The following is a 22,991-nucleotide window of genomic DNA, read 5'->3' on the forward strand; positions in this document are numbered from 1 at the left end:
GCGCATGCCGGAGAAACCCTTGCTGCTGCTGGACGTCGACGGACCGCTGAACCCCTACGCGGCGCAGGCGCAGCGCCGCCCCGCGGGATACGGGACGCATCGCATGCGGCCCGAGGGGTGGAGCACCGGACGGCCGCTGCGGGTGTGGCTGAACCCGGACCACGGCACGGAGCTGCGCGCGCTGGCCGAGGCGTACGAACTGGTGTGGGCGACCACATGGAAGGGCGAGGCCAACACGTGGATAGGCCCGCGGTTGGGGCTGCCCGGGCTGCCCTTCGTCGACTGGCCGGCGATGCACGGCCGGGCGCCCGCCGGGACCTTCTGGAAGACGCAGTACCTACTGGAGTACGCGGCCGGGCGACCCTTCGCCTGGGTGGACGACGACATCACGGTGTACGACAGGGAGTACGTCGGGCAGCGGCACCTGGCCGCCGCGCTGCTCCTCCGCGTCGATCCCCGGATCGGGCTGGCCCGGCAGGACTTCGACGCGCTGCACGCGTGGGCGGCGGCGCTGTAGCGGCTGGGGCGCCCCGCGCAGGAGGCGCATGCGGCCGCGTCCGGACCGTGGCGCGGGCGGTCCGCCCGTGCGCGCGTGAGGCCATGGGCGCCGGCGGAGGAGGGCCGGTGCGCCGGGACGCCGGCGGCACCGGCCGGGTGCCGGAACCGGGGAGGCGGCGGTGCCCGCAGTGCTGCTGCACCACGGGCACCACCGCCTTCGTCCGCGCGGGAGGCGCTACTTCTTCCTGGCGTCGGCCCAGGCCCGCTGGATCACCAGGTCGGCCTTGACCTCGGCGAGCTGCACGGCGACGGCGGAAGGCGCCGTACCGCCGCGGCCGCTGCGCGCGGCGAGGGCGCCGGGCACGTTGAGGACGGTGCGCACCTCGGGCGTGAGGTGCTCGGAGATCTTGGCGAACTGCTCGTCGGTGAGCTGGTCCAGCTCGATACCCTGCGCCTCGCACTCCTTGACGCACTCGCCGGCGACCTCGTGCGCCACGCGGAACGGCACCCCCTGCTTGACCAGCCACTCGGCGATGTCCGTGGCCAGGGAGAAGCCCGCGGGGGCCAGCTCCTCCATGCGCTCGCGGTTCACCGTGAGGGTCGCCATCATGCCGGTGAAGGCGGGCAGCAGGACCTCCAGCTGGTCGCAGGAGTCGAAGACCGGCTCCTTGTCCTCCTGGAGGTCGCGGTTGTACGCGAGCGGCAGCGCCTTCAGAGTGGCGAGCAGGCCGGTGAGGTTGCCGATCAGGCGGCCCGACTTGCCGCGGGCGAGCTCCGCGATGTCCGGGTTCTTCTTCTGCGGCATGATCGACGAGCCGGTCGAGAAGGCGTCATGGAGCGTCACGAAGGAGAACTCCTTCGTGTTCCAGATGATGACCTCCTCCGCGATCCGCGACAGGTTCACACCGATCATCGCGGTGATGAAGGCGAACTCGGCGACGAAGTCGCGGGACGCCGTGCCGTCGATGGAGTTGCCGGAGCTGCCGTTCTCGAAGCCCAGGTCCTGGGCGACCGCCTCCGGGTCGAGGCCGAGCGAGGACCCGGCCAGGGCGCCGGAGCCGTACGGGGAGACCGCGGTGCGCTTGTCCCACTGGCGCAGCCGCTCGGCGTCCCGGGACAGCGACTGGACGTGGGCGAGCACGTGGTGCGCGAAGAGCACCGGCTGGGCGTGCTGGAGGTGGGTGCGGCCCGGCATGGCGACATCCGGGTGCGCCTCGGCGAGACCCACGAGGGCGCCCTGGAGGTCAGCGAGCAGTCCGCCGAGGATGCGGGCGTGGTCCCGCAGGTACATACGGAAGAGCGTCGCCACCTGGTCGTTGCGGGACCGGCCGGCGCGCAGCTTGCCGCCGAGGTCGGGCCCCAGGCGCTCCAGCAGGCCGCGCTCCAGGGCGGTGTGCACGTCCTCGTCCGCGATCGTGCCGGTGAAGGCGCCGGACGCCACGTCGGCCTCCAGGGCGTCGAGCCCGGCCAGCATGCGGGTGAGCTCGTCCTCGGCCAGGAGCCCCGCCTTGTGCAGCACGCGGGCGTGGGCGCGCGAGCCGGCGATGTCGTACGGCGCGAGCCGCCAGTCGAAGTGGACCGAGGCGGAGAGTTTCGCCAGCGCGTCGGCCGGGCCGTCGGCGAACCGGCCGCCCCAGAGCCGGACGTCACCGTTGTTGCTGCTCACTGCGGGAAGCTCCTTGGAGGTGCGGCCGCCTCCCCGCCGCGGAAGGAGGCGGGGAGGCGGAGGCCGGGTGGGTGGTGCGCCAGTCGGGTGCGTGCCGGGCGGCCGGTCAAGGCCGCGCGGACCGGCGGTGCCGCCGTGCGGCGGTCCCCGACTGCCGGTCTGGGACGCCGGTGCCCGCCGCCGCTGCACGGGCGCCCCGGTTGCCCGGGTGGGCGGGGACGGCTCGCTCGGCCACGGAGTCTCCTTCGGCACACCAGCAATGAGCATAACTATGCAGAGGTCCGTATGTTTTGTCAACGCATCCCGAGAGCGGGACACCTGTCCGACAGGCGGAACTCCGTGCGCACGACACAGGTCGACCAGCAGAATCAACGGCATGGGACAGCGATACGACACCATCGACGGCCGCATACGGACGTTCATCGAGCAGCAGCCCGTCTTCTTCACGGCCACCGCCCCGCTCTCCGGCGACGGGCATGTCAACCTCTCCCCCAAGGGCCGCAAGGGCACCCTCGCCGTACTGGACGAGCGGACTCTCGCCTACCTGGACTTCGGCGGCAGCGGCGCCGAGACCATCGCCCACCTGCGGGAGGAGGGCAACGGCCGGATCACGCTCATGTGGTGCGCCTTCGACGGCCCGCCCAAGATCCTGCGCGTGCACGGCACCGGGGAACCCGTCTTCCGCGACGACCCGCGCTGGGCCGGCCTCATCCGGCACTTCGGGGAGGCCGACGGCCCCAGCGCCCGCGCCGTCGTGGTGGTCCGGGCCCGCAGGATCAGCGACACCTGCGGCTTCGCCGTGCCGTTCATGGACTACCAGGAGGAACGCACCCAGCACGCCGAGTACTTCGGGCGCAAGACGGACGAGCAGTTCAGGGCGTACTGCGAGAAGAAGGAGCACGTGGGCCACAGCCTGGACGGGCTGCCGGCCCTGCCGCTGCCGGTGCCGCCCCGGACGGACGTGCCCGAGGCGCGCTGAGGCGCCGCCGCGCATACGGTCGGGCCCATGCGCCGCCGCCACGCCCTCGCCACCGCCGCCCTGCTCCTCCTTCCCACCGCGGGCCTCTCCCCGCCCACGCCGCGCCCCCGGGCGGCAGCTCATCACGGCCGAGGCCCCGCACGCCGGGGCGACCAGCGGCACGGTGAGCTGGTGGGAGCGGCGCGGCGGGTGGGGCCGGTGGGTCCGCGTCGGCTCGGCACCGGCGCGCTTCGGATCGGGCGGCCTGGTGGCGGGCGAGCAGCGTGAGCAGGGCACGTCGACGACCCCGACGGGGGTGTACGGGCTCCCGTACGCGTTCGGCATCGAGCCTGCTCCGCGCGGCACGTCCTACCCGTACCGCCGGGTGCGCGCGGACTCGTGGTGGTGCCAGGACAACGCGTCGGCGTCGTACAACCGCTGGGTGGAGCCGCTGCCGGCCGACTGCCGGGCGGACGAGGCCGAACACCTCGTCACCTACACGGAGCAGTACGCCTACGGGCTGGTCGTCGCCTTCAACTACGACCGCCCGGTGCGGGGGCGGGGGGCCGGCATCTTCCTGCACGTCCACGGCAAGGGCGCCACGGCGGGCTGCGTGTCGGTGCCGAGGGAGGCGATGGTACGGATCCTGCGGTGGGTGCGGAAGGACGAGCGCCCCCGCATCGAGATCCGCACGGCGCAGCGGGAGAGGTGACGGGGCGTCCGATGCGGCGCGGGGTCAGACCCGGACGCGCCCCTTGGACGTGCCCGGGTAGCGGCTGACGGGCCGCCGCCCACTGGGCGCACCAAGGGGCCCGGCCGACGAGCTGCCACCCCGCCCCGGCGCTCCCGGGGTCCCGGCTGACGGGCTGCCGCCCCATCCGGCGCACGGCGGGTGCCCGGCTGGCGAACCGCCGCCCCATCCCGCGCACGGCGGGTGCCCGGCTGACGGGCTGCCGCCGCTCCCCCCGGCCGCGGGGCCTGCCGGTGCGGTGAAGGCTCCTTGCGCCGCGGGCGGGACGCCGGTGTCCCGCCGCGCCGCCGCCGCGTCCCCTTGCGGGCGGCGCCTCAGCGGTCCCGTTCGGCGAGGCGCAGGAGGTGGTCGGCCAGGGCCTGGCCGCCCTCGGGCTCGCGGGAGATGAGCAGGAGGGTGTCGTCGCCGGCGATGGTGCCGAGGATGTCGTGCAGCTCGGCCTGGTCGATGGCGGAGGCCAGGAACTGGGCGGCGCCCGGCGGCGTGCGCAGGACCACCAGGTTCGCCGACGCCTCGGCGGAGATGAGGAGTTCGCCCGAGAGGCGCCGCATGCGCTCCTCCTTGGCAGACTCGCCGAGCGGCGCCTGCGGGGTGCGGAAACCGCCCTCGCTGGGCACCGCGTAGATGAGTTCGCCGCCGGTGTTGCGGATCTTCACCGCGCCGAGTTCGTCGAGGTCGCGCGAGAGCGTCGCCTGGGTGACGCTCAGCCCGTCGTCCGCGAGGAGCTTCGCCAGCTGGCTCTGGGAGCGCACCGGCTGCCGGTTGAGGATGTCCACGATCCGGCGGTGGCGTGCCGTGCGGGTGTGGGGCACGGCGGGTCCGCCCTGCCCGTTGGACCCGCCCTGCCCGTAGTCGTGCGCCTCGGTCATCGCTGTGTCATTCTCCGGCTCGTGTCTCCCCGTGGGCGTGGTCCAGGGCGCCCGGCAGTGCCTGGAGGAAGGCGTCCACGTCGTCGTCACCGATGATCAGCGGGGGCATGATCCGTACGACGTCGGGGGCCGGTGCGTTCACCAGGAGGCCGGCGTCCTGAGCCGCCTGCTGCACCTGTGCGGCGAGCGGCTCCGTGAGCACGATACCCAGCAGCAGTCCGGCGCCGCGGACGTGGGAGACCAACGGGTGGCCGAGGGCCTCGACGCCTTCGCGGAGCCGCTCCCCGAGACGCTTCACGCGGTCGAGGGCGCCGTCCGCGGCCAGCGTGTCCAGCACGGCCAGCCCGGCGGCGCACGCCACCGGGTTGCCGCCGAAGGTGGTGCCGTGGTGTCCGGGCTTCAGCAGGTCGGCCGCCTCCCCGAAAGCGAGGAGCGCGCCGAGCGGAAGACCGCCGCCCAGGCCCTTGGCGAGGGTGACGACGTCCGGCTCGACCCCTTCGGCCTGGTGCGCGAACCAGTGGCCGCAGCGCCCGACTCCGGTCTGGACCTCGTCGAGCACGAGGAGCGTGCCGGTGGCCCGGGTGATCTCCCTGACGGACCGCAGGTAGCCCTCGGAGTGCGGCACGACCACGCCGTTCTCGCCCTGGACGGGCTCGACGATGACAAAGGCGGTGTCGGTGGTGACGGCGGCGCGCAGCGCTTCGGCGTCCCCGTACGGGACGTGGGTGACGTCCCCGGGCAGCGGCAGGAACGGCTGCTGCTTGGCGGGCTGGCCGGTCAGGGCCAGCGCGCCCATCGTGCGGCCGTGGAAGCCTCCGTCGGTGGCCACCATGTGCGTGCGGCCCGTCAGCCGGCCGAGCTTGAAGGCGGCTTCGTTGGCCTCGGCGCCCGAGTTGCAGAAGAAGACCCGGCCGGGGCGGCCCGCGAGCTGCAGCAGGCGCTCGGCGAGGGCGACGGGAGGCGGCGCGATGAACAGGTTGGAGACGTGGGAGAGCGACGCGATCTGCTCGGAGACCGCCCGCACGACCGCGGGATGGGCGTGGCCCAGGGCGTTCACGGCGATGCCGCCGACGAAGTCGAGGTACCGCTTGCCGTCGGCGTCCCACACGTACGCCCCGGCACCGCGGACCAGGGGCAGGCGGGGCGTGCCGTAGTTGTCCGCCATGGCGGACTGCCAGCGCCGGGTGAGTTCCTCGTTCGCGCTCACGGGGTGACCCCTTCGGTGTCGGGCACGACCATCGTGCCGATGCCCTCGTCGGTGAAGATCTCCAGCAGGATGGAGTGCTGGACGCGGCCGTCGATGACGCGGGCGGTGTGCACGCCGTTGCGTACGGCGTGCAGGCAGCCCTCCATCTTGGGGACCATGCCGCTGGACAGCTCGGGGAGAAGCTTTTCGAGTTCGGTGGCGGTGAGGCGGCTGATGACCTCGTCGCTGTTCGGCCAGTCCTCGTAGAGGCCCTCGACGTCGGTGAGGACCATCAGGGTCTCGGCGCCCAGTGCCGCGGCGAGCGCCGCGGCCGCCGTGTCGGCGTTGACGTTGTAGACGTGCCCGTCGTCCTGCGAGCGGGCGATCGACGAGACGACCGGGATGCGGCCGTCGGCGAGGAGCGCCTCGATCGCGCCGGTGTCGAGCGCGGTGATCTCGCCGACCCGGCCGATGTCGACCTGCTCGCCGTCGATGCGCGGCCGGTGCCGGGTGGCGGTGATCGTGTGGGCGTCCTCGCCGGTGAGGCCGACGGCCAGCGGGCCGTGCTGGTTGAGCAGCCCGACGAGTTCGCGCTGCACCTGGCCGGCGAGGACCATCCGTACGACGTCCATCGCGTCCTCGGTGGTGACGCGGAGGCCCGCCTTGAACTCGCTGACGATGCCGTGCCGGTCGAGGGCGGCGCTGATCTGCGGGCCGCCGCCGTGGACCACGACGGGCCTCAGGCCGGCGTGCCGCAGGAACACGACGTCCTGCGCGAAAGCGGCCTTCAGTTCGTCGTCGACCATGGCGTTGCCGCCGAACTTGATGACGACGGTCTTGCCGTGGTGGCGGGTGAGCCAGGGCAGCGCCTCGATGAGGATCTGGGCCTTGGGGAGCGCGGTGTGCTTCCGCGTGGCGTGGGTCATGACGAGTAGGCGCTGTTCTCGTGGACGTAGTCGGCGGTCAGGTCGTTGGTCCAGATGACGGCGGAGGCGTCCCCCGCGGCGAGGTCGGCGGTGATGCGCACCTCGCGGTAGCGCATGTCGACGAGGTCGCGGTCCTCTCCGACGGAGCCGTTCCGGCAGACCCAGACGCCGTTGATGGCGACGTTCAGCCGGTCGGGCTCGAAGGCGGCGGAGGTGGTGCCGATCGCGGACAGCACCCGGCCCCAGTTGGGGTCCTCGCCGTGGATGGCGCACTTGAGGAGGTTGTTGCGGGCGATGGACCGGCCCACCTCGACGGCGTCGTCCTCGGTGGCGGCGTTGACCACCTCCACCTTGATCTCCTTGCTGGCGCCCTCGGCGTCACCGATGAGCCGGCGGCCCAGGTCGTCGCACACCTCGCGCACCGCCTCGGCGAAGTCGTCGTACGCGGGCGTGGTGCCGGAGGCGCCGGAGGCGAGCAGCAGCACGGTGTCGTTGGTGGACATGCAGCCGTCGGAGTCGACCCGGTCGAAGGTGACGCGGGTGGCGCCGCGCAGCGCCCTGTCGAGGTCCGGCGCGGCGACGTCCGCGTCGGTGGTGAGGACGACCAGCATGGTGGCGAGGCCGGGGGCGAGCATGCCGGCGCCCTTCGCCATGCCTCCGACGGTCCAGCCGTCCCGGGAGGCGACGGCCGTCTTGTGGACGGTGTCGGTGGTCTTGATGGCGATGGCGGCCTTCTCGCCGCCGTGCTCGGACAGTTCGGCGGCGGCCTTCTCCACGCCCGGGAGGAGCTTGTCCATGGGGAGCAGCACCCCGATGAGGCCGGTGGAGCAGACGGCGACCTCGCCGGCGCCGACGTCCAGCACCTCGGCGGCCTTCTCGGCGGTGGCGTGGGTGTCCTGGAAGCCCCGGGGGCCGGTGCAGGCGTTGGCACCGCCCGAGTTGAGGACGACGGCGGACAGCTCGCCGCTCTTCAAGACCTGCTCGGACCACTGGACGGGAGCGGCCTTCACGCGGTTGGAGGTGAAGACGCCCGCGGCGGCGCGGCGCGGACCGGTGTTGACCACGAGGGCCAGGTCCGGGTTGCCGTTCTCCTTGATTCCGGCGGCGATGCCCGCCGCCGTGAACCCCTTGGCTGCCGTGACGCTCACTGTCCTTCTCCGTTCGCTTCTCCGCCCGCGCAGCGCGCCGGTGCGGGCATCGTCGTCGTCTGCAGGCCGGTGGCTGCGTGTGCGAGGCTCACGGGGCGACTCCGATCGTGGAGAGTCCCGTGTCCTCGGGGAGCCCGAGGGCGATGTTCATGCTCTGCACCGCGCCCCCGGCGGTGCCCTTCGTCAGGTTGTCGATGGCGCTGACCGCGATCACCCGCCCGGCGGCCTCGTCGTATGCGACCTGGACGTGGACGGCGTTGGAGCCGTACACCGAGGCGGTCGCGGGCCACTGCCCCTCCGGCAGGAGGTGCACGAACACCTCGTCGCCGTACGCCTTCTCGTACGCGGCCCGCACGTCCGCCGCGCCGACGCCCGGCTTCGCCTTGGCGCTGCACGTGGCGAGGATGCCGCGGGCCATGGGGGCGAGGACGGGCGTGAAGGACACGGCGACCGGCTCACCGGCCGCGTCGCCCAGGTTCTGGGCCATCTCCGGGGTGTGCCGGTGGCCGCCGCCGACACCGTACGGGGACATGGAGCCCATGACCTCGGAGCCGAGCAGGTGCGGCTTCGGGGCCTTGCCCGCGCCGGAGGTGCCGCTCGCGGCGACGATCACGGCGTCCGGCTCGACGAGCCCGTGGGCGTACGCCGGGAAAAGGGCGAGCGACACCGCGGTGGGGTAGCAGCCGGGCACCGCGACGCGCTTGGACCCCTCCAGCGCGCCGCGGGCACCCGGCAGCTCGGGGAGGCCGTAGGGCCAGGTCCCGGCGTGCGGGGAGCCGTAGAACCGCTCCCAGGCTGCCGCGTCCCGGAGCCGGAAGTCGGCGCCCATGTCGATGACCAGGACGTCGCCGCCGAGCTGCTCGGCGACGGCCGCGGACTGCCCGTGCGGCAGGGCGAGGAAGACCACGTCGTGCCCGGCGAGGACCTCGGCGGTGGTCGGCTCCAGCACCCGGTCGGCCAGCGGGACCAGGTGCGGCTGGAGCGATCCCAGCTTCTGCCCCGCGTTGGAGTTGCCGGTGAGCGCGCCGACCTCGACACCGGGATGGGCGAGCAGCAGCCGGAGCACTTCTCCGCCCGCGTACCCGCTCGCTCCTGCCACTGCCACGCGTACCGTCATCGGACCTCCCAATCGATGGCATGACTATACGCATGACCGCAGTTTTATGCAATGAGGGGTGCGGTGTTCGTGATCTTGCGGTGGTGCGCGTCGGTGAGCGGGTTCCCAAGCCGGCCCGTGAGCGGTGCAGCCGGCCCGAGTGAGTGCCCCGGACCGGCCCGCGAGGGCTCAGCCGCGAGCTGCCGAGCCCTCGGACCCTGCCGGCGTGCCGTCGCGCGTGGCTTCCCAGCGCGGCCGACCGAACCGCTCATGCGCCGGCTGGAGCACTCAGCCCCCAGCGCGGCCGGCGCGCTGCGGTCGGGAGGCGCTCCGCGAGCGGACGCCGAGCCGGAGCCGACGGACCGGCGGTGCGGCCGGAGGGTGAGCGCCGCGGTACAGCGACCGCGTACGGAAGCCACGCAGGCGGGGTTCCGGCTTCCCTGGCCGGGGCACGGCGGCGCTGGCGGGCATTGGGGGCACCGCGCCGTCTCCGGGCCCCGAAGCGGCGGTCTCCCGGGGGCCGCAGCGGCCTGGAGGGCAGCCGGTCCGCTCCCGGGAAGGCACCGGCGGGGTGGAGAGTCCCGGCGGGTCCGGTCAGGTCAGCAGCAGGGCCAGGCCGGCAGCCAGCGCCGTGGCCGCGAGGGCCGCGAGCAGGACGAGGGTGCGCGTGCCCGCGCCGCGCAGGCGGAGGGCGAGGGCCAGCGGGCCGAAAGGCGCGGGCTTGCGGCGGTCCGAGTCGGTCATGTCGGTCTCCTTGTCGTGGATGCCGGGGCGCCGGGTCGCCCCCGGACGTGTGTCAGTCGGTGTCCTGCCGTAGGGCATCCCGCAGGCGCAGGAGCTCCCGGCGCCGTGACCCCGCCCGCCGCAGCAGCACCGCCGCCGCGGTGACGAGGCAGGCGCCGGCCATCCCCGCCGCCAGCGTCTGTGCCGCACCTGAGCGGGCCGCGGCCAGCGCCGTCCCGGCCCCGCACGTCACCACCGCCACGGCGAGGGCCAGGCGGGCGCCGATCACGCGGTCGCGGGCGAAGAGCGGGCGGCGCCTGGTGAGCACCCATCCCGCGAACGCCGCCCACGCCAGTCCGACGGCGATCAGCCCGGCGAAGGCGGCCTGGGTGCGGACGGGCAAGGGGCGGGGTTCGGTGGCCCAGAGCACCGTCAGCAGCGCCGCCCCCGCGCCTCCCGCCAGCCCCACGGCGACGTGCCGCATGCGGGAGCGCAGCGACACCTCCGCGGCGAGGAGGCGGTCCAGCTGCGCCGGGACCCGCCCGCCGGCCGTGTCGTCCCTGTCGTTCACGCCTCGTACCCCCTCTCGGCGAGGACGCTGCGCAGCATGCGGCGCGCGCGGTGCAGTCTGCTCTTGACCGTGCCGGTCGGGACGCCGAGCACCTCGGCGCAGCCCCCCAGCGACAGGTCCTGCAGGTGGAAGAGGATCAGCACTTCACGCTCCAGGGGCGGCAGCTCGCCGAGTCCGGCCTCGATCTCCATCGCGGTGAGCACGTCGCCGAGCCGGTCGTCGCCGTCGACGACGAGCGGGGTCGCGTCCACACTCGTCTCGGGGGCCCTGTACGCCTGCCTCAGCTGGTCGGTGACCGTGCGCCGGGCGATGGTGAACAGCCACGGGGCGAACCGGTCAGGCTGCCGCAGCCGCGGCAGTCCCCGCATCACGGCGACCCACGCCTCCTGCGCCAGGTCGTCCGCGAGGTGCGGAGAGCCGGTCATGCCGCGCACGTACCGCCACAGAGGGGCGTGCCATACGTTCACCAGCTCGCGGAAAGCCTCCCGCTCACCGAGCTGGCAGCGCACCACCAGCAGCTCGTCGCGCCGCCTGTCGCCGGTCACCACACCTCCTCGCCGTGCCGCGTGTCACCGGGACAGTCGGCCGCCCGGGCGGAAAGGTTCACCGGCCCCGGCGGAACGCGGCCGTTCGGGCCGACCTCCACGATGCCGCAGGGCCCCGCCTCCGCGGCACCGCGAGGCGCAGGGACGGCAGGGAGCAGCGCCGCGGATCGGGGACGTGGGCACACGGACCACGTCCGCCGGACGTCCGCTGGTACGGCTGCCCCGACGTCCGGCGGTGCGGCCGCCGCGCTCCCGGCGGTTGGGCCGTCCCTCCGGCCCAGCGGACCGGCGCGGCTGACGGGGTGTCGCGGCGGGGCGCAGGTGAGCCGCTAGGATCCGGCTTTCCGCCTGCTGTAGCCCACCGCGTCCTTACGGGAGGAACCGTGGCACCGCCCCCGTCCCCGTCCCCGCCGTCCGGCCCCGCGTCAACTCCCGGGGTACTCGCCCGCATGCCGGAGCTGGTCCGGGCGATGGCACCCGAGCGGGGCGGCGTCCTGTGGAAGCTGGCGGCCGAGGGCAGGCAGCTCGACGCGAACGTGGTGCGGCTGGCCCCGGGGGCGGAGGTGGCGTCGCACGTCGAGCCGGACCTCGACGTGCTCGTGTACGTGGTGAACGGCAACGGGCGGCTGGACCTCCCGGACGGGTCCCGCCCGTTGGACGGCGGCTGCGTGGTGTGGCTGCCGTGCGGTGCGCGCCGCTCCCTGGCGGCGGGGCCGCACGGCATGGACTATGTGACGGTGCACCGCCGCCGCCCCGGGATGGCCATCGGCCGCGGACCGGCCGCGGGCGGCGAGTCCGCGGTACCGCGGGCAGCCGAGCGGGCGGGCGGTGAGCCCGCGTGGGTCCTGGACCGGGTGTGCGCCGAATGCGGCCGGCTGGCGCCGGACACGCCCGGTGTCCGGTTCTGCGGGTACTGCGGCAGCCGCCTCTAACCAGGAGTGACCCGCCGGACCACAGGGCTGACCCGCCGGAGCAGGGAGCGGTCGGCTCGTCGGGGGGCACCGCGCACGGCAAGGCGTACCCCGTACGCGGCGGTCGCGGTACGAGGAGCGGGGCCGGACGGGCTGCGGGGCGGTGAGCGCGGGGGCGGCTGCCCGCGGCAGGGGCGGCGGGGCGGCCGCAGGGCCTTTCGTCCCGATCCCGCGCGGTATCGGCGGGGCGGCCGCAGGGCCTTTCGTCCCGATCCCGCGCGGCATCGGCGGGGCGGCCGCAGGGCGTTCCGTCCCGGTCCCGCGCGGCACGCGGGTCAGGCGCCGCGGTGGCCCCGCCCGGCGGGGCGGCGGGGGCGGTCCTGCCGCCGTGGCGGGGCGGTCGCGGACTGCCGCGGCGTGCCCTGCGGGTTCTTCACGGCGCGCAGCACCACGAACTTCGGGTCGCTGGCGACCACGTCGCAGTTGCCGAAGAGGCGCTTGAGGGTGATGTGGTAGCCGAGGTGGCGGTTGCCGACGACGCGGAGCTCGCCGCCCGGCTTCAGGGCCCGGCGGGCGCCCAGGAACATCCGTCGGGCGGTGGCGTCGGTGAGGGCCTGGTGGCTGTGGAACGGCGGGTTGCCCAGGACCACGTCGACGGAGCCGTCCGGGAGGTCCGCCATGCCGTCGCCGACGGTGAAGCGGGCCTTCGCGGAGGCCGGTGCGCTCGCTCGGAAGGTCTCCTCCGCGGAGGCGACGGCCTGGTACGACTCGTCGGTGAAGACGACTTCGGCAGCCGGGTCGGCGACGGCCACGGCGAGGCCGACGACGCCGTTGCCGCAGCCCAGGTCCACCACCCGGGCCGGGCCGAGGTCGCGCGGGAGGTGCTGCAGGAACAGGCGGGTGCCGATGTCGAGGCGGTCGGCGCAGAAGACGCCCGCGTGGTTGACCACGGTCCGGCCGCCGACGCGCGGGGCGTCCTCGGGCAGCGCGTACGTGTGCGGCCACGGGTTGGCGGGGCGTGCCAGGGCCGGGTCGGGGGTGCTGAGGACGAGCCTGGCCTTGCGGACGGCGAGTGAGGTGCGGGTGGGCCCGACGAGGCGTTCGAAGAGGGCGAGGGTGGAGGTGTGGATCTCCTTCACCATGCCGGTGCCGATGACGGTGCTTCCCGCGTGGAGGGCGGGCGCGAGCCGGTGCAGCTGGTCCTCCAGGAGCGCGAGGCTCTTGGGGACGCGGACCAGGAGGACGTCGACGCGGTCCGGCGGGGTGTCGCGGGTGGTGAGCAGCTCGACGGCGGGGGCGTCGGCGAGGCCCGCGCGGGCCAGGTTCGTGCGGGTGGCCTCGCGGCCCAGGTGGGAGTCGGTGATCTGGACGAGGCGCCCGGCGGGGTCCGCGTCCGCCGCCCCGGCCCGGCGGCCCGCCAGGGCCGTGGTGAGGGCGCCCCAGCGGTCACCGACCACGGCGACGGTCCCGGTGAGCGCGGGGGCGCCGGGCTCGGCGAGCTGCCGCAGCAGGTACGCGTCGGCCGCGTCCCAGGCGCGCAGCGGGTCGCGGGGGTGCTCGGGGTGGCGGGTGAGCACGTACTCGCCCCAGGGCGTGGTCAGACCGTTCATCGTGCTGTCAGGCTAGCCGGTGCGGCGGCGGCGCCCGTCACTGCGCCCCGAGGGTCATCCAGCGGTCGGGGGCCTCCAGGGGGCGGAAGCCGATCCTCTCGTAGAGCCCGTGGGCGTCCTCCGTGGCGAGCATGATCCGCTTGAGCCCGCAGGGCGCGAGGTGGTCGCGGACCGCCTCGACGAGGGCGGTGCCCAGGCCCCGGCCGCGTGCCTCGCGGGCGACGTAGACGTCGCAGAGCCAGGCGAAGGTGGCGCCGTCGGTGACGACCCGGGCGTAGGCGGCCATGGTGCCGGTCGCGGTGTCGTAGGCGCCGAAGTTGAGCGAGCCGTCGATGGCCCGGTCCTGGGTCGCGCGGGTGCGGCCGAGCGCCCAGTAGGCGTCGGTCGACAGCCAGTGGTGGACGCGCTCGCGATCCAGCCGGGCAGGGTCGGTCGAGATCTCGAACGGTCCGAAAGCAGTTGCCTCCTTCATGATCGAACGTTCGCACGGGAAGGGCTGTCTGTCAGTGGCGGGTGACACGATCGAGACATGAACGCGACTGCTGCCGACTACCGCTGGCTCGACCACCACTGCCCGGAGCTGGTCCGGGCGTGCTGTGTGACGATCGTGCACGCGGTCACGCCCGAGCAGGTGCTGGAGCGTCTGCGGGCCCGCCCGGAGGGCCGGGTGACGGGCATATCGGCGCTGGTGGACGCGTCGGAGGAGGCGTGGCGTGCCTACGGGGGCGACCGGCACTTCGTGGGGCTGCGCATGGTGGACGGGTGGACGGTGATGGTCGAGCCGAACGGGTTCCTCGGCAGCCTGGAGGAGATGGCGGCGCCCCTGTCCCGGGGCACCGAACTGGTCACCCACTTCCGCAACGTGACCGCGGTGGACCAGTTCAGCCGCTACTCGGACGGCAGGCTGCGGCTGCGTTTCGAGCCGCTGTTCCCGTGCGCCGGGGGCGGCGCCGAGGCGGAGTCGGCGGTGGCGCTGATGCGGGAGGTGGGCTTCGACCTGGAGCGGGAGGGCGGGAGCCTGAGCGCCACGACGGAGGCGGCGTTCGCCCTGGCCGAGCGGATGACCGGCGTGCGGCTGACGCCGGAGCTGCTGGACGCGGCGGACTTCCTGTGCGGCTCGGTGCCGGGCGTCTGACCGCGGGGGGCTCGCGGGGGCACTCGCGCGGCAGCCCTCAGGTGACATCGAGCACACTTCGGGACGTAGACTCCCCATAGCCCCCAAAGGGAAATCCAGTGCGAGGAGGTCACTCCCGATGGAAGCGTCCAAAGGCGACAGGCTGCTGGTGCACGGCAGGGTGGTCGGTCAGCACGACCGCACGGCCGAGATCGTGGAGGTGCTCGGCGAGAACGGCCACCCTCCCTACCGCGTGCGTTTCGACGACGACGGGCACGAGGCCGTGATGTCCCCGGGTCCCGACGCCGTCGTACGGCACAAGGGGCAGTTCTAGGAGGCTCCGCGGAGCGGCGGCCGGACCGGTGCCGGGTAGTGGTCGGCGACGACCCTGGCCATCGCCCCGATCCGGTCCTCCACCACGTCGCGGGCGCCGAAGAAGGCGTGGCCGAGGACTTCTTCGTGGTCGCGGGCCAGGGTGAGGTGCCGGGACAGCTCGGCGGGGTCCTGCCAGGCCGCGCCCTGCGCGGGGTCACCGGCGCGGTAGAGCGCCTCCCCCACGTACAGCTGGACGCCCGTGCCGCGGACGGCCTGGCTCCACCACGGGACGAGCGCGGCGTAGTCGGCGGCGCTGTTGCCGATGTGCCAGTACAGCTGCGGCACGACGTAGTCGATCCAGCGCTTCTTGATCCAGGTGTAGGTGTCGGCGTGCAGGTCGTCGTACGTCTGCAGGGCGCGGGTGTCGGAGCCGCGCGGGTCGGTCGACTTGTTGCGCCAGACGCCGAAGGGGCTGATGCCGAAGCGGACGTCCGGCTTGGTCTTCTTGATGCGCTCGGACATCTCGCGGACGAGCAGGTCGATGTTGTCGCGCCGCCAGGCCGCCCGGTCGGGGAAGTCCCCGCCGTGCGCCGCGTACGCCGCGTCGTCGTCGAAGACCTGCCCGGCCAGCGGGTAGGGGTAGAAGTAGTCGTCGAAGTGGACGGCGTCGACGTCGTACGAGCGCACCGCGTCCAGCATCGCGTCCTCGACGAACCGGCGGACCTCCGGCAACCCGGGGTTGTAGTACAGCTTCCCGCCGTACGGCACCGCCCAGTGCGGGTTGCGGCGCACCGGGTGCGAGGCGGCCAGCCGCGACCGGTCGGCGTGCATGGCGACCCGGTACGGGTTGAACCACGCGTGCAGTTCCAGGCCCCGCTCATGGGCCTCCGCCACGGCGGTGCCCAGCGGGTCCCAGCCCGGGTCCCTGCCCTGCGTGCCGGTCAGGCACTCCGCCCACGGCTCGTACGGTGACGGCCACAGGGCGTCGGCGCAGGGGCGGACCTGGAGCATCACCGCGTTCAGGCGGCAGGCGACGGCCTCGTCGAGGAGGGCCCGCAGCTCGTCACGCTGCGTGGCGGCCGGCAGACCGGGCCGGGACGGCCAGTCGCGGTTGGTGACCGTGGCGAGCCACATGCCGCGGAACTCGTGCGTTCGCCTGCCGCCGCGGCCCTTGCCGTCCTGCCGGTGCCCGCCGTCCCCGTCGCCGCCGTGCCGCCCGCCGCGTCCCCCTCCGGCGGCGCCCGCCAGGTCGCCGCCGACCATGAGGGTGGCGGCCAGCCCCGCCGCGCCCGCGATGAGACCGCGCCGCCTGAGGTGAGGGTGGCTGCTGCGCCCGTTCGTCATGCCGTTGCCGTCCCTGCCGTGGTTCGTGCCGTCATGGCTGCCGTCGTGCCGTCTGCCAGTGTCGCGGGTCGCGCCGGGTTTGTGATGCTCTGCGGCATGTGGCGTGTGTCGCGCCGCGCCGCCCGCCCCTCCCGGGTCCGTACGAACGGAGTAACGTCAGGGGGTCGAGGCGGGCGCGTCGGAACCATACGAGGGCCCGCCACCGCCGGATTCAGCGAAAGGCACGAGGTGACGGACTCAATGGCCGACATTGCACGCGTCGGAGTGGTGGGCTGCGGTCAGATGGGCGCAGGCATCGCGGAGGTGTGCGCCCGCAGCGGCCTCGATGTCATGGTGGCCGAGACCACAGGGGAGGCGCTGGAGATCGGCCGTACCCGGCTGCAGAACTCGCTCGTCAAGGCCGCGCAGCGCGGCAAGATCAGTGACGAGGAGCGGGACGCGACCCTCGACCGCCTGAGCTTCACGACCGACCTCGGCGAGTTCGCCGACCGTGATCTGGTCATCGAGGCGGTCGTCGAGAACGAGCAGGTCAAGACGGAGATCTTCCAGGTCCTGGACCAGGTGGTGACCCGGCAGGACGCGATCCTGGCGTCGAACACCTCCTCCATCCCGCTGGTGAAGCTGGCCGTGGCGACCTCCCGGCCCGACCAGGTCATCGGCATCCACTTCTTCAACCCGGCGCCCGTGCAGCGGCTCGTCGAGCTGATCCCGGCGCTGACGACGTCCGAGACCACTCTGGAGCGGGCGCAGGTCTTCGCCGAGAAGATGCTCGGCAAGCACGCGATCCGCGCCCAGGACCGCTCGGGCTTCGTCGTGAACGCGCTGCTGGTCCCCTACCTCCTCTCCGCCATCCGCATGTTCGAGTCCGGCATCGCGAGCCGCGAGGACATCGACAACGGCATGGAGTTCGGCTGCGCCCACCCGATGGGCCCGCTGAAGCTGTCCGACCTGATCGGCCTGGACACGATCGCCTCCATCGCCGACTCCATGTACGGCGAGTACAAGGAGCCGCTGTACGCCGCTCCCCCGCTGCTGCAGCGCATGGTCGACGCGGGGCGCCTGGGCCGCAAGACCGGCTCCGGCTTCTACACCTACTCCTGAGGGCCGGGCTCCGAAGGACCCGCACTGCTGAGCACCCCCGTACTCCTGAGGGCCGTACTGGTGAGGGCCGTGCGGGTGGGCTGGTGAGGGCCGTACGCGTGAGCACTCCCGTACGCCTGAGGACCGCGTACTCCTGAGGCCCCGCCGCCGGGCGCCCCCGCCAGGGCCCAGGGCCCCGTGTCCCGTGTCCCGCCGTCCGGCGGACGATCCGCCCCCGGCGACCGCCGGGGGCGCTTCCGTACCCGGTGGGCGCCCCCTGCGCGCGCCGTTCGGCGCTGTGGAGGCGGGAAGACTGCCGTGCCCCGGCAGTGTGCCCGCCCGCCGCGCGTGACAGGGTGGAAGGGCACGTCAGGGGAACAGCACAACCGAGCAAGATAAGGGGGCAGGGTGTCGCGGACCCAGAACGTACGCAGGATCGCGCAGGCGCTGGCCGAGGGCGGCGATCCGCGGTCGGTCGCCGAGGCGGAGGCGCGCAGGCGCCTCGGCGCGTCCGGGAGCGGCGGCGCGGGGGCGGCGGCCTCCGGCACCGGATCCCCGTCCGGACAGCGGCAGGAGCCGCAGGACGAGGGCATGGACCCGGCGGACTTCCCGGCGGCCCGGGAGCAGGGCGGCAGCACCGCCACGATGATGACGCAGAAGACGTTGCCGCTCGACGAGGCCGGTCAGGCACTCAACCGCAGTGAGCAGCAGCGGGCCGACGGCCAGCCCACGCACGTCATCTGCCCGATGGTGATGCCGAAGGGCCGGTCGTTCCTGAGCATGCTGCCCGTGGGGCTGCTGCTGGTGGTCGGTGTGGTCGGCGCGTCCGCCGTGGCCGCGACGGGCGGCGGGGTGCTGGCGCACCCGCTGTTCGGCTGGCACTACTGGCTGATCTCCGTGCTCGCCGTGTGCTTCGTGTGGGCGCGGCAGGGCATGGTGATGGTCCCGGACGGCTGCCAGGCCCTGATCACCCGCTTCGGCAAGCTGGAGAAGGTCGTCGGGCCGGGCCGGGTGATCCTGATCAGCCCGTGGAAGCGGGTGTCGTACATCCTCAACACCACCCGGGAGTACCCCTTCAACGCCCCGGTGCGGGAGGCGCCGACGAAGGGCGGGGTGAAGGCGTCCATCGACCTGTTCATCCAGTTCCGGATCAACGACCCGACCGAGTTCGTGTACACGCTGGGGGCCGTGCGCGGTTTCGAGGAGAAGCTGGCCAACGCCGTCAGCGAGACGATCCGGGCGCTGATCTACGAGCAGGAGGCCGCGGGTATCTACGACATGGTCGGCGAGGACACCGGCCGGCTGCTGGAGGCGCTGAACCAGCAGTTCCAGCCCGCGGTGGAGCTGACCAACGCCAACATCATCCACGCCGAGCCGTCGGACCAGGGCTACCGGATGGACCTGGCGGCCCCGGAGATGGTGCGGGTGGCGAAGGAGGCGTACACCCACGAGTACGCGCTCCAGCTGCGCAAGGAGCAGGACGAGGGCGACCTCGCCAAGGAGCTCGCGAGCCGGCAGGAGACGCTGTCGGCGATCCAGGCGGACATCGCCAGCTACCAGGCGCAGATGGACACCGCCGTCGAACGCGAGACCAACCGGGCGCAGGCGCTGGCCCGCCAGCGCTACGTGCAGGCCGAGTCCGAGGCGAAGGCGAACGCGGCGCTGCTGGAGGCGCAGGCGCTGGACATCCGGGCGATGACGGCCGCCGAGGCGCCGGAGATCCTGGAGTACCGCTACCAGCAGCGGGTGCTGGACACCCTGGAGCAGGTGGCGGACCACCTGCCGCAGCTCGTGCGGATCGGCGGGTCCGGCGATCCGTCGGAGGCGGCGGGCGTGGACTTCCTGCTGCTGGCCCGCGAGCTGATCGGGGAGCGCGGCGCGGAGCTGTTCACACCGGACGACATGGCGGCCATGCGGGCCCGGCTCGCCGAGGTGGCGGAGCGGATCGCGGAGCGCACCCCGGAGATCCACGCCCTGCTGGAGGCGGAGCGGCCGACGGTCCCCGCCGTGCAGGGTGAGGCCGCGGCCGCGGACGGCGCGCGGGCGGGCTTCGCGACCGGGGACGGCTCCCCGGCGGGAGAGGCGCAGGAGCAGGACGAGGAGGCGGGGCTGTGAGCGCGGCACGCACGAGCAACCGGTCGGTCATCGCGGAGGCCGTCGCCCCGTGGAGCGACATCGCGCAGCTGCTGCGGGGCGGTGAGGCGGGCACGCTGATCCCGGTCATCATCCCGCGCTCCCGCCGCCGCCTGTGGTGGATGCTGCCGCTGTGGGTGGGCGTGTTCACCCTGCTCACCGGTGTGATGCTGTCGGTGGAGGCCGGCGGCTCCGGGACGGTGGGCGAGCTGGCGTACGGGGTGCTGGCGGGGGTCGCGTACACCGTGGGGGCGCTGCTGCTGGTGGTCGGCGGACTGTGGTGGTGGCGCTCGTCGATCGTGGAGATCGAGCAGGGCACCCACGGCATCCTGACCCACTACGGCGCCTACACCCGCACGCTGGAGGCCGGGCGCCACTACCTGTGGCACCCGTGGGCGCGGGTCGAGTTCGTGGTGGACACGGCGACGGAGATCCCGTACTCGGCGCCTGTCATGGCCTGCCCGACGCAGGAGAACGTACCCCTGCGCTCCATCGAGTTCTTCCTGAAGTTCCGCATCACGGACGCCCTGCTGTTCGTGCGGACCATCGGCGCGGGCAACTTCGACCTGGTGCTGTCGGCCGCCGTGCAGGACGCCATCCGCCAGCGGGCCCGCAGGATGCGCACCGAGCGGGCCTACGACCTGCGGGGCTCGGACGTCGCGGACATGCAGGACCTGCTGAACCGCCAGCTGTCCCGGTACGGGGTGCGGATCACCGGCTGCAACATCCCGGACGTGCAGCTGCCCACCCAGTACCAGCAGCACCTGGCGACCCGGGAGCGGGTCGCGAAGGAGCGCACGGCGTACGACCAGGAGTGGGGGCTGATCCGCAAGCGCCGGATCGACAGCCTGCAGATGGACATCGAGCGGGCGAAGAAGGTGCGGGACGCGCGCATCGTCGAGGTGAAGGCGGCGCTGAACCGGGCGCGGGAGGCGGTGGCGCAGCTGCTGGAGGAGCAGGAGACCGATGCGCAGAAGGTGCGGTTCGAGATCGAGACGCGCGGCCGCAGCGGCCTGATCGCGGCGGAGAACGAGGCGCGGGCGCAGCGGGCACTGGCCCAGGCGTACCGGGACAACCGGGCGGTGCTCCAGTACGAGTTGGCGCTGCGCCGGCTGGAGGTGGGCGCGGAGCTCGCGACGAACGCGCCGCAGCCGGTGGTGGTCCGTACCGACGGGCCGGGCGGCGGTGACACGTCGGCGCTGTCGACGCTGCTGACGGCGCAGTTGCTGCCGAAGACCGCTCCGCTGCTGCCCCGCGTCGAGGGCGCGGCGCGCTCCGAAGGGGCGGGGCACGGCGACTGACCCGACGCCTGACTGCCGGTGACCGGTGGGCCGTGAGGCCGTGAGGCCGTGAGGCCGTGAGGCCGACGGGCCGGTCGGTCGGTCGGGAGGCCGGTCGGGAGGCCGGTCGGTCGGCCGGGTGCCCGGCGGGCGCCGGCGGGTGGGCGCAGGAGGGGGCGGGCCCGGGGTCCGCCCCCTCCGCCGTGCTCAGCCGAGCCGCAGGTGGTGCAGCATCAGCAGCCCGGCTGCCATGTTGGCGGCGGGGACCTCGCCCCGGGCGATCATGTCGGGGACGAGTTTGAGCGGTATCCAGGCGCGGCGGGTGGACTCGAAGGCGTCCCGGGGCTCGCCGACGCAGACGGCCTCCTCCGTCCAGTAGAGGTGGTGGCGTGCGTCGGTGAGGCCGTTGGACGGCTCGACGGTGAGCAGGTGGCGGAGCGGGCCGGGGCGCCAGCCCGTCTCCTCCTCCATCTCCCGCGCCGCCGCGGCCTCGGGTGTCTCGCCGTCCTCGACGACGCCCGCGGCGAGCTCCCATCCCCAGGTGTCCGTGATGAAGCGGTGCCGCCAGAGCAGCAGGACCTCGTCGGCCTCGTTGACGACGGTGGCGACGGCGACGGGGCGCAGCCGGATGAGGAAGTGGTCGAGCCGGCGGCCGTCGGGAAGGGCCACATCCGCCAGGTTGACCTTGAACCAGCGGTTCTCATACACAGTTTTTTCGCTTAGGTTCGTCCACTGCACTGTTCTGCCACCTTCCGGCTTGTAGGTGGCAATATCGCAGCAGGTGGCCTCTCAGAGAGGAACGCGCAGCGCCGCGTCGATCAACTCTGCTGCCCTTCCCGCGTCGCCGCAGCCGCTCGCCGCCAGCCGCTCCCGCACCTCCCGGAGCCGGTCGCGGAGCCGCCGCGACTCCATTCCGCGGGCCCGCTCCGCCATCTCGGCCGCCGTGCACGCGGCCAGCTCCGCCTCACCCTGCCGGAGTTGGATCTGGCTGAGGATGGCCAGCCGGTGCACCCGGCCCCGGTCGTGCGCCGGGGTCCGCACCGCGGCGGCGGCGTTCTCCCGCGCTCCGGCGAGATCACCCAGACTGAGCAGGGCCTCGGCTACCTGGACGTTGACGAGTCCGGGCTGCACGTATCCGGTCTCGTCCGGCTCGCGGCCCGGGCGGATCCGCTCGGCCGCCGCCTCCGCCTGCCGGATGCAGCGCACGGCCGCGGCGCCGTCGCCGAGGTGGGCGTACGCCTTGGCCTGCATGGCGTGCAGGTCGGCGGCGAGCGCCGGGGTGATCTGCCGGTCCGCCGCCCGCAGCGCGGCCTCCGCGAACGCCACGGCCTGCCGGAACTCACCGGTGAACAGCGACTGGTTGACCAGCAGCGCGATCACGTACGCACCGAGTCCCCGGTCCCCGCTGGCCTTCGCCAGCCGCAGCGCCTGGTGGAAGTAGCGCTGGGCCAGTCCGTGCGCGTCGGAGTCGTACGCGCAGATGCCGGCGACCGCCACCAGGCCGCCCGCCGCCCGGTGCAACTGCCGCCCCAGCGCGTCGTTGTAGGAGCCGCGCAGCAGCGGCGCGGCCGCCATGGTGAGGAAGCCGACGATCCGGCTGCGGGTGGCGACCCCGCCGGCCTTGCGGTACATCTGCTCGTAGTGGGCCCGGGCCGCCCTCAGCATCTCTATGTCGTCCGGGGTGACGCGCGTGTGGCCGTCCCGCGACACGTCGGCGTCCTCCGGCGGGTTCTCCCACTCCCAGACGGGCATCACGGCCGGGGTGCCGGTCACCGCGGGCGCGCCCAGCAGGTGGGGGCGCTGCTGCTCGTCGGACCGCCACAGAGCGGTGGCGCGCTCCACGAACCCGGCCAGCGGTGTGCCGTGCGCCACGGCGAAGTCGCCCGCCACACCGAACCCGATGTCGTCCAGGGTGACCGGGCGGCGCAGCCGCGCGCCGAGCACCTCGCAGATCAGGTCCGGCACCTGGCCGCGGGGCCGCTGGCCCTTCAACCAGCGCGCCACGGCGGTGTGTTCGTACCGCAGGGCGAGACCTCTGGACCTGCCGGCCTGGTTCACGCGGGCGGCCAGGCCCGCGTGTGACATGCCCGCCTCGTCCAGCAGCGCGTCGAGCAGGGTGTTGGGCTGCATGGATGCCCTCCGGTGCCGTGCCTCGGGTGCGCCCAGCGTAGTGGAGCGGGCGCGTGCGGGAACCGCCTGTGGACAACCCGGGGGCGTGGGCGGTCGACGTTTCGCACGGGGTGTGAACGCAGCACCCGTGCCCGCGC

23 protein-coding genes are annotated in these 22,991 nt (G+C 73.8%); 9 read left to right on the forward strand and 14 right to left on the reverse strand.

Translation table 11 applies throughout. The features are described 5' to 3' along the window. The first annotated feature begins 4 nt into the window (after positions 1–4). On the forward strand, positions 5–517 hold the full coding sequence (locus L6E17_RS02715; RefSeq protein WP_236239156.1) for an HAD domain-containing protein: 513 nt from the start codon (positions 5–7) through the stop codon (positions 515–517). A 216-nt stretch (positions 518–733) separates the two neighbouring features. Here the strand turns inward: L6E17_RS02715 and argH are convergent, their stop codons facing one another. Next, the gene (gene argH / locus L6E17_RS02720; RefSeq protein WP_236239157.1) at positions 734–2,164 is read right to left on the reverse strand and encodes an argininosuccinate lyase; all 1,431 of its coding nucleotides are present in this window, start codon (positions 2,162–2,164) and stop codon (positions 734–736) included. A gap of 376 nt (positions 2,165–2,540) precedes the next feature. Here argH and L6E17_RS02725 point away from each other — a divergent pair, with 376 nt between their 5' ends. Together L6E17_RS02725 and L6E17_RS02730 are read left to right on the forward strand one after the other, a co-directional pair. Then, on the forward strand, positions 2,541–3,143 hold the full coding sequence (locus L6E17_RS02725; protein WP_236239158.1) for a pyridoxamine 5'-phosphate oxidase family protein: 603 nt from the start codon (positions 2,541–2,543) through the stop codon (positions 3,141–3,143). Between the two features lie 13 nt (positions 3,144–3,156). Further along, positions 3,157–3,834: a L,D-transpeptidase gene (locus L6E17_RS02730; RefSeq protein WP_374108995.1), complete on the forward strand. Its 678-nt coding sequence runs from the start codon at positions 3,157–3,159 to the stop codon at positions 3,832–3,834. Between the two features lie 353 nt (positions 3,835–4,187). Here L6E17_RS02730 and L6E17_RS02735 read toward each other — a convergent pair whose 3' ends face one another. From L6E17_RS02735 to L6E17_RS02770, 8 genes are all read right to left on the reverse strand, one after another. After that, positions 4,188–4,742, reverse strand: coding sequence for an arginine repressor (locus L6E17_RS02735; RefSeq protein WP_236239159.1), 555 nt, complete (start codon positions 4,740–4,742; stop codon positions 4,188–4,190). 7 nt (positions 4,743–4,749) lie between these two features. Then, entirely contained in the window at positions 4,750–5,949 is a 1,200-nt protein-coding gene (locus L6E17_RS02740) for an acetylornithine transaminase (RefSeq protein ID WP_308315812.1), read from the reverse strand. Continuing rightward, positions 5,946–6,854 carry an acetylglutamate kinase gene (gene argB / locus L6E17_RS02745; protein ID WP_236239160.1) on the reverse strand — a complete coding sequence of 303 codons (909 nt, stop codon included), beginning with the start codon at positions 6,852–6,854 and terminating at the stop codon, positions 5,946–5,948. Before argB ends, L6E17_RS02740 begins: the two co-directional genes overlap by 4 nt. Beyond that, on the reverse strand, positions 6,851–8,002 hold the full coding sequence (gene argJ, locus L6E17_RS02750; protein WP_236239161.1) for a bifunctional glutamate N-acetyltransferase/amino-acid acetyltransferase ArgJ: 1,152 nt from the start codon (positions 8,000–8,002) through the stop codon (positions 6,851–6,853). Before argJ ends, argB begins: the two co-directional genes overlap by 4 nt. Positions 8,003–8,090: 88 nt before the next feature. Beyond that, a complete protein-coding gene (argC, locus tag L6E17_RS02755; RefSeq protein ID WP_236239162.1) occupies positions 8,091–9,119 on the reverse strand; it encodes an N-acetyl-gamma-glutamyl-phosphate reductase in 1,029 nt (342 codons plus the stop codon). Positions 9,120–9,692: 573 nt separating this feature from the next. Continuing rightward, on the reverse strand, positions 9,693–9,842 hold the full coding sequence (locus tag L6E17_RS02760; protein ID WP_236239163.1) for a hypothetical protein: 150 nt from the start codon (positions 9,840–9,842) through the stop codon (positions 9,693–9,695). Positions 9,843–9,894: 52 nt separating this feature from the next. Then, positions 9,895–10,392, reverse strand: coding sequence for a transmembrane transport protein (locus L6E17_RS02765; protein ID WP_236239164.1), 498 nt, complete (start codon positions 10,390–10,392; stop codon positions 9,895–9,897). Then, complete coding sequence (locus L6E17_RS02770; RefSeq protein WP_236239165.1) at positions 10,389–10,937, reverse strand: RNA polymerase sigma factor; 549 nt, start codon at positions 10,935–10,937, stop codon at positions 10,389–10,391. Before L6E17_RS02770 ends, L6E17_RS02765 begins: the two co-directional genes overlap by 4 nt. A 449-nt stretch (positions 10,938–11,386) precedes the next feature. On the opposite strand from L6E17_RS02770, the gene L6E17_RS02775 reads away from it, so the two are divergent. Next, entirely contained in the window at positions 11,387–11,869 is a 483-nt protein-coding gene (locus tag L6E17_RS02775; RefSeq protein WP_236239166.1) for a hypothetical protein, read from the forward strand. Between the two features lie 314 nt (positions 11,870–12,183). Here L6E17_RS02775 and L6E17_RS02780 read toward each other — a convergent pair whose 3' ends face one another. Together L6E17_RS02780 and L6E17_RS02785 are read right to left on the reverse strand one after the other, a co-directional pair. Further along, entirely contained in the window at positions 12,184–13,458 is a 1,275-nt protein-coding gene (locus L6E17_RS02780; RefSeq protein ID WP_236239167.1) for a methyltransferase, read from the reverse strand. A 37-nt stretch (positions 13,459–13,495) separates the two neighbouring features. After that, entirely contained in the window at positions 13,496–13,930 is a 435-nt protein-coding gene (locus L6E17_RS02785; RefSeq protein WP_236239168.1) for a GNAT family N-acetyltransferase, read from the reverse strand. Positions 13,931–13,987: 57 nt separating this feature from the next. Here L6E17_RS02785 and L6E17_RS02790 point away from each other — a divergent pair, with 57 nt between their 5' ends. Together L6E17_RS02790 and L6E17_RS02795 are read left to right on the forward strand one after the other, a co-directional pair. After that, on the forward strand, positions 13,988–14,593 hold the full coding sequence (locus L6E17_RS02790; protein WP_236239169.1) for a DUF6461 domain-containing protein: 606 nt from the start codon (positions 13,988–13,990) through the stop codon (positions 14,591–14,593). Between the two features lie 118 nt (positions 14,594–14,711). Next, positions 14,712–14,906, forward strand: a complete 195-nt coding sequence (locus tag L6E17_RS02795) for a DUF1918 domain-containing protein (RefSeq protein ID WP_071265794.1) — start codon at positions 14,712–14,714, stop codon at positions 14,904–14,906. Here L6E17_RS02795 and L6E17_RS02800 read toward each other — a convergent pair. Beyond that, positions 14,903–16,231, reverse strand: a complete 1,329-nt coding sequence (locus tag L6E17_RS02800) for a glycoside hydrolase family 10 protein (RefSeq protein ID WP_236239170.1) — start codon at positions 16,229–16,231, stop codon at positions 14,903–14,905. The two genes, L6E17_RS02795 and L6E17_RS02800, sit on opposite strands and share 4 nt — an antisense overlap. Before the next feature lie 240 nt (positions 16,232–16,471). Here L6E17_RS02800 and L6E17_RS02805 point away from each other — a divergent pair, with 240 nt between their 5' ends. The 3 genes from L6E17_RS02805 (at position 16,472) to L6E17_RS02815 (ending at position 20,745) form a co-directional block, all read left to right on the forward strand. Beyond that, entirely contained in the window at positions 16,472–17,332 is an 861-nt protein-coding gene (locus L6E17_RS02805) for a 3-hydroxybutyryl-CoA dehydrogenase (protein WP_071265792.1), read from the forward strand. Between the two features lie 570 nt (positions 17,333–17,902). Beyond that, positions 17,903–19,426 (forward strand): SPFH domain-containing protein, encoded by a 1,524-nt coding sequence (locus L6E17_RS02810; RefSeq protein ID WP_374108996.1) that lies wholly within the window; start codon positions 17,903–17,905, stop codon positions 19,424–19,426. Further along, positions 19,423–20,745, forward strand: a complete 1,323-nt coding sequence (locus L6E17_RS02815) for an SPFH domain-containing protein (RefSeq protein WP_236239172.1) — start codon at positions 19,423–19,425, stop codon at positions 20,743–20,745. Before L6E17_RS02810 ends, L6E17_RS02815 begins: the two co-directional genes overlap by 4 nt. 186 nt (positions 20,746–20,931) lie before the next feature. Here L6E17_RS02815 and L6E17_RS02820 read toward each other — a convergent pair whose 3' ends face one another. Both L6E17_RS02820 and L6E17_RS02825 read right to left on the reverse strand, forming a co-directional pair. Beyond that, positions 20,932–21,462 (reverse strand): NUDIX hydrolase, encoded by a 531-nt coding sequence (locus L6E17_RS02820; protein ID WP_236239173.1) that lies wholly within the window; start codon positions 21,460–21,462, stop codon positions 20,932–20,934. Between the two features lie 51 nt (positions 21,463–21,513). Further along, positions 21,514–22,854: a transcriptional regulator gene (locus L6E17_RS02825; protein WP_236239174.1), complete on the reverse strand. Its 1,341-nt coding sequence runs from the start codon at positions 22,852–22,854 to the stop codon at positions 21,514–21,516. Positions 22,855–22,991 lie beyond the last annotated feature (137 nt).

Source organism: Streptomyces sp. CC228A (genome assembly GCF_021390935.1).
Lineage (GTDB): Bacteria > Actinomycetota > Actinomycetes > Streptomycetales > Streptomycetaceae > Streptomyces.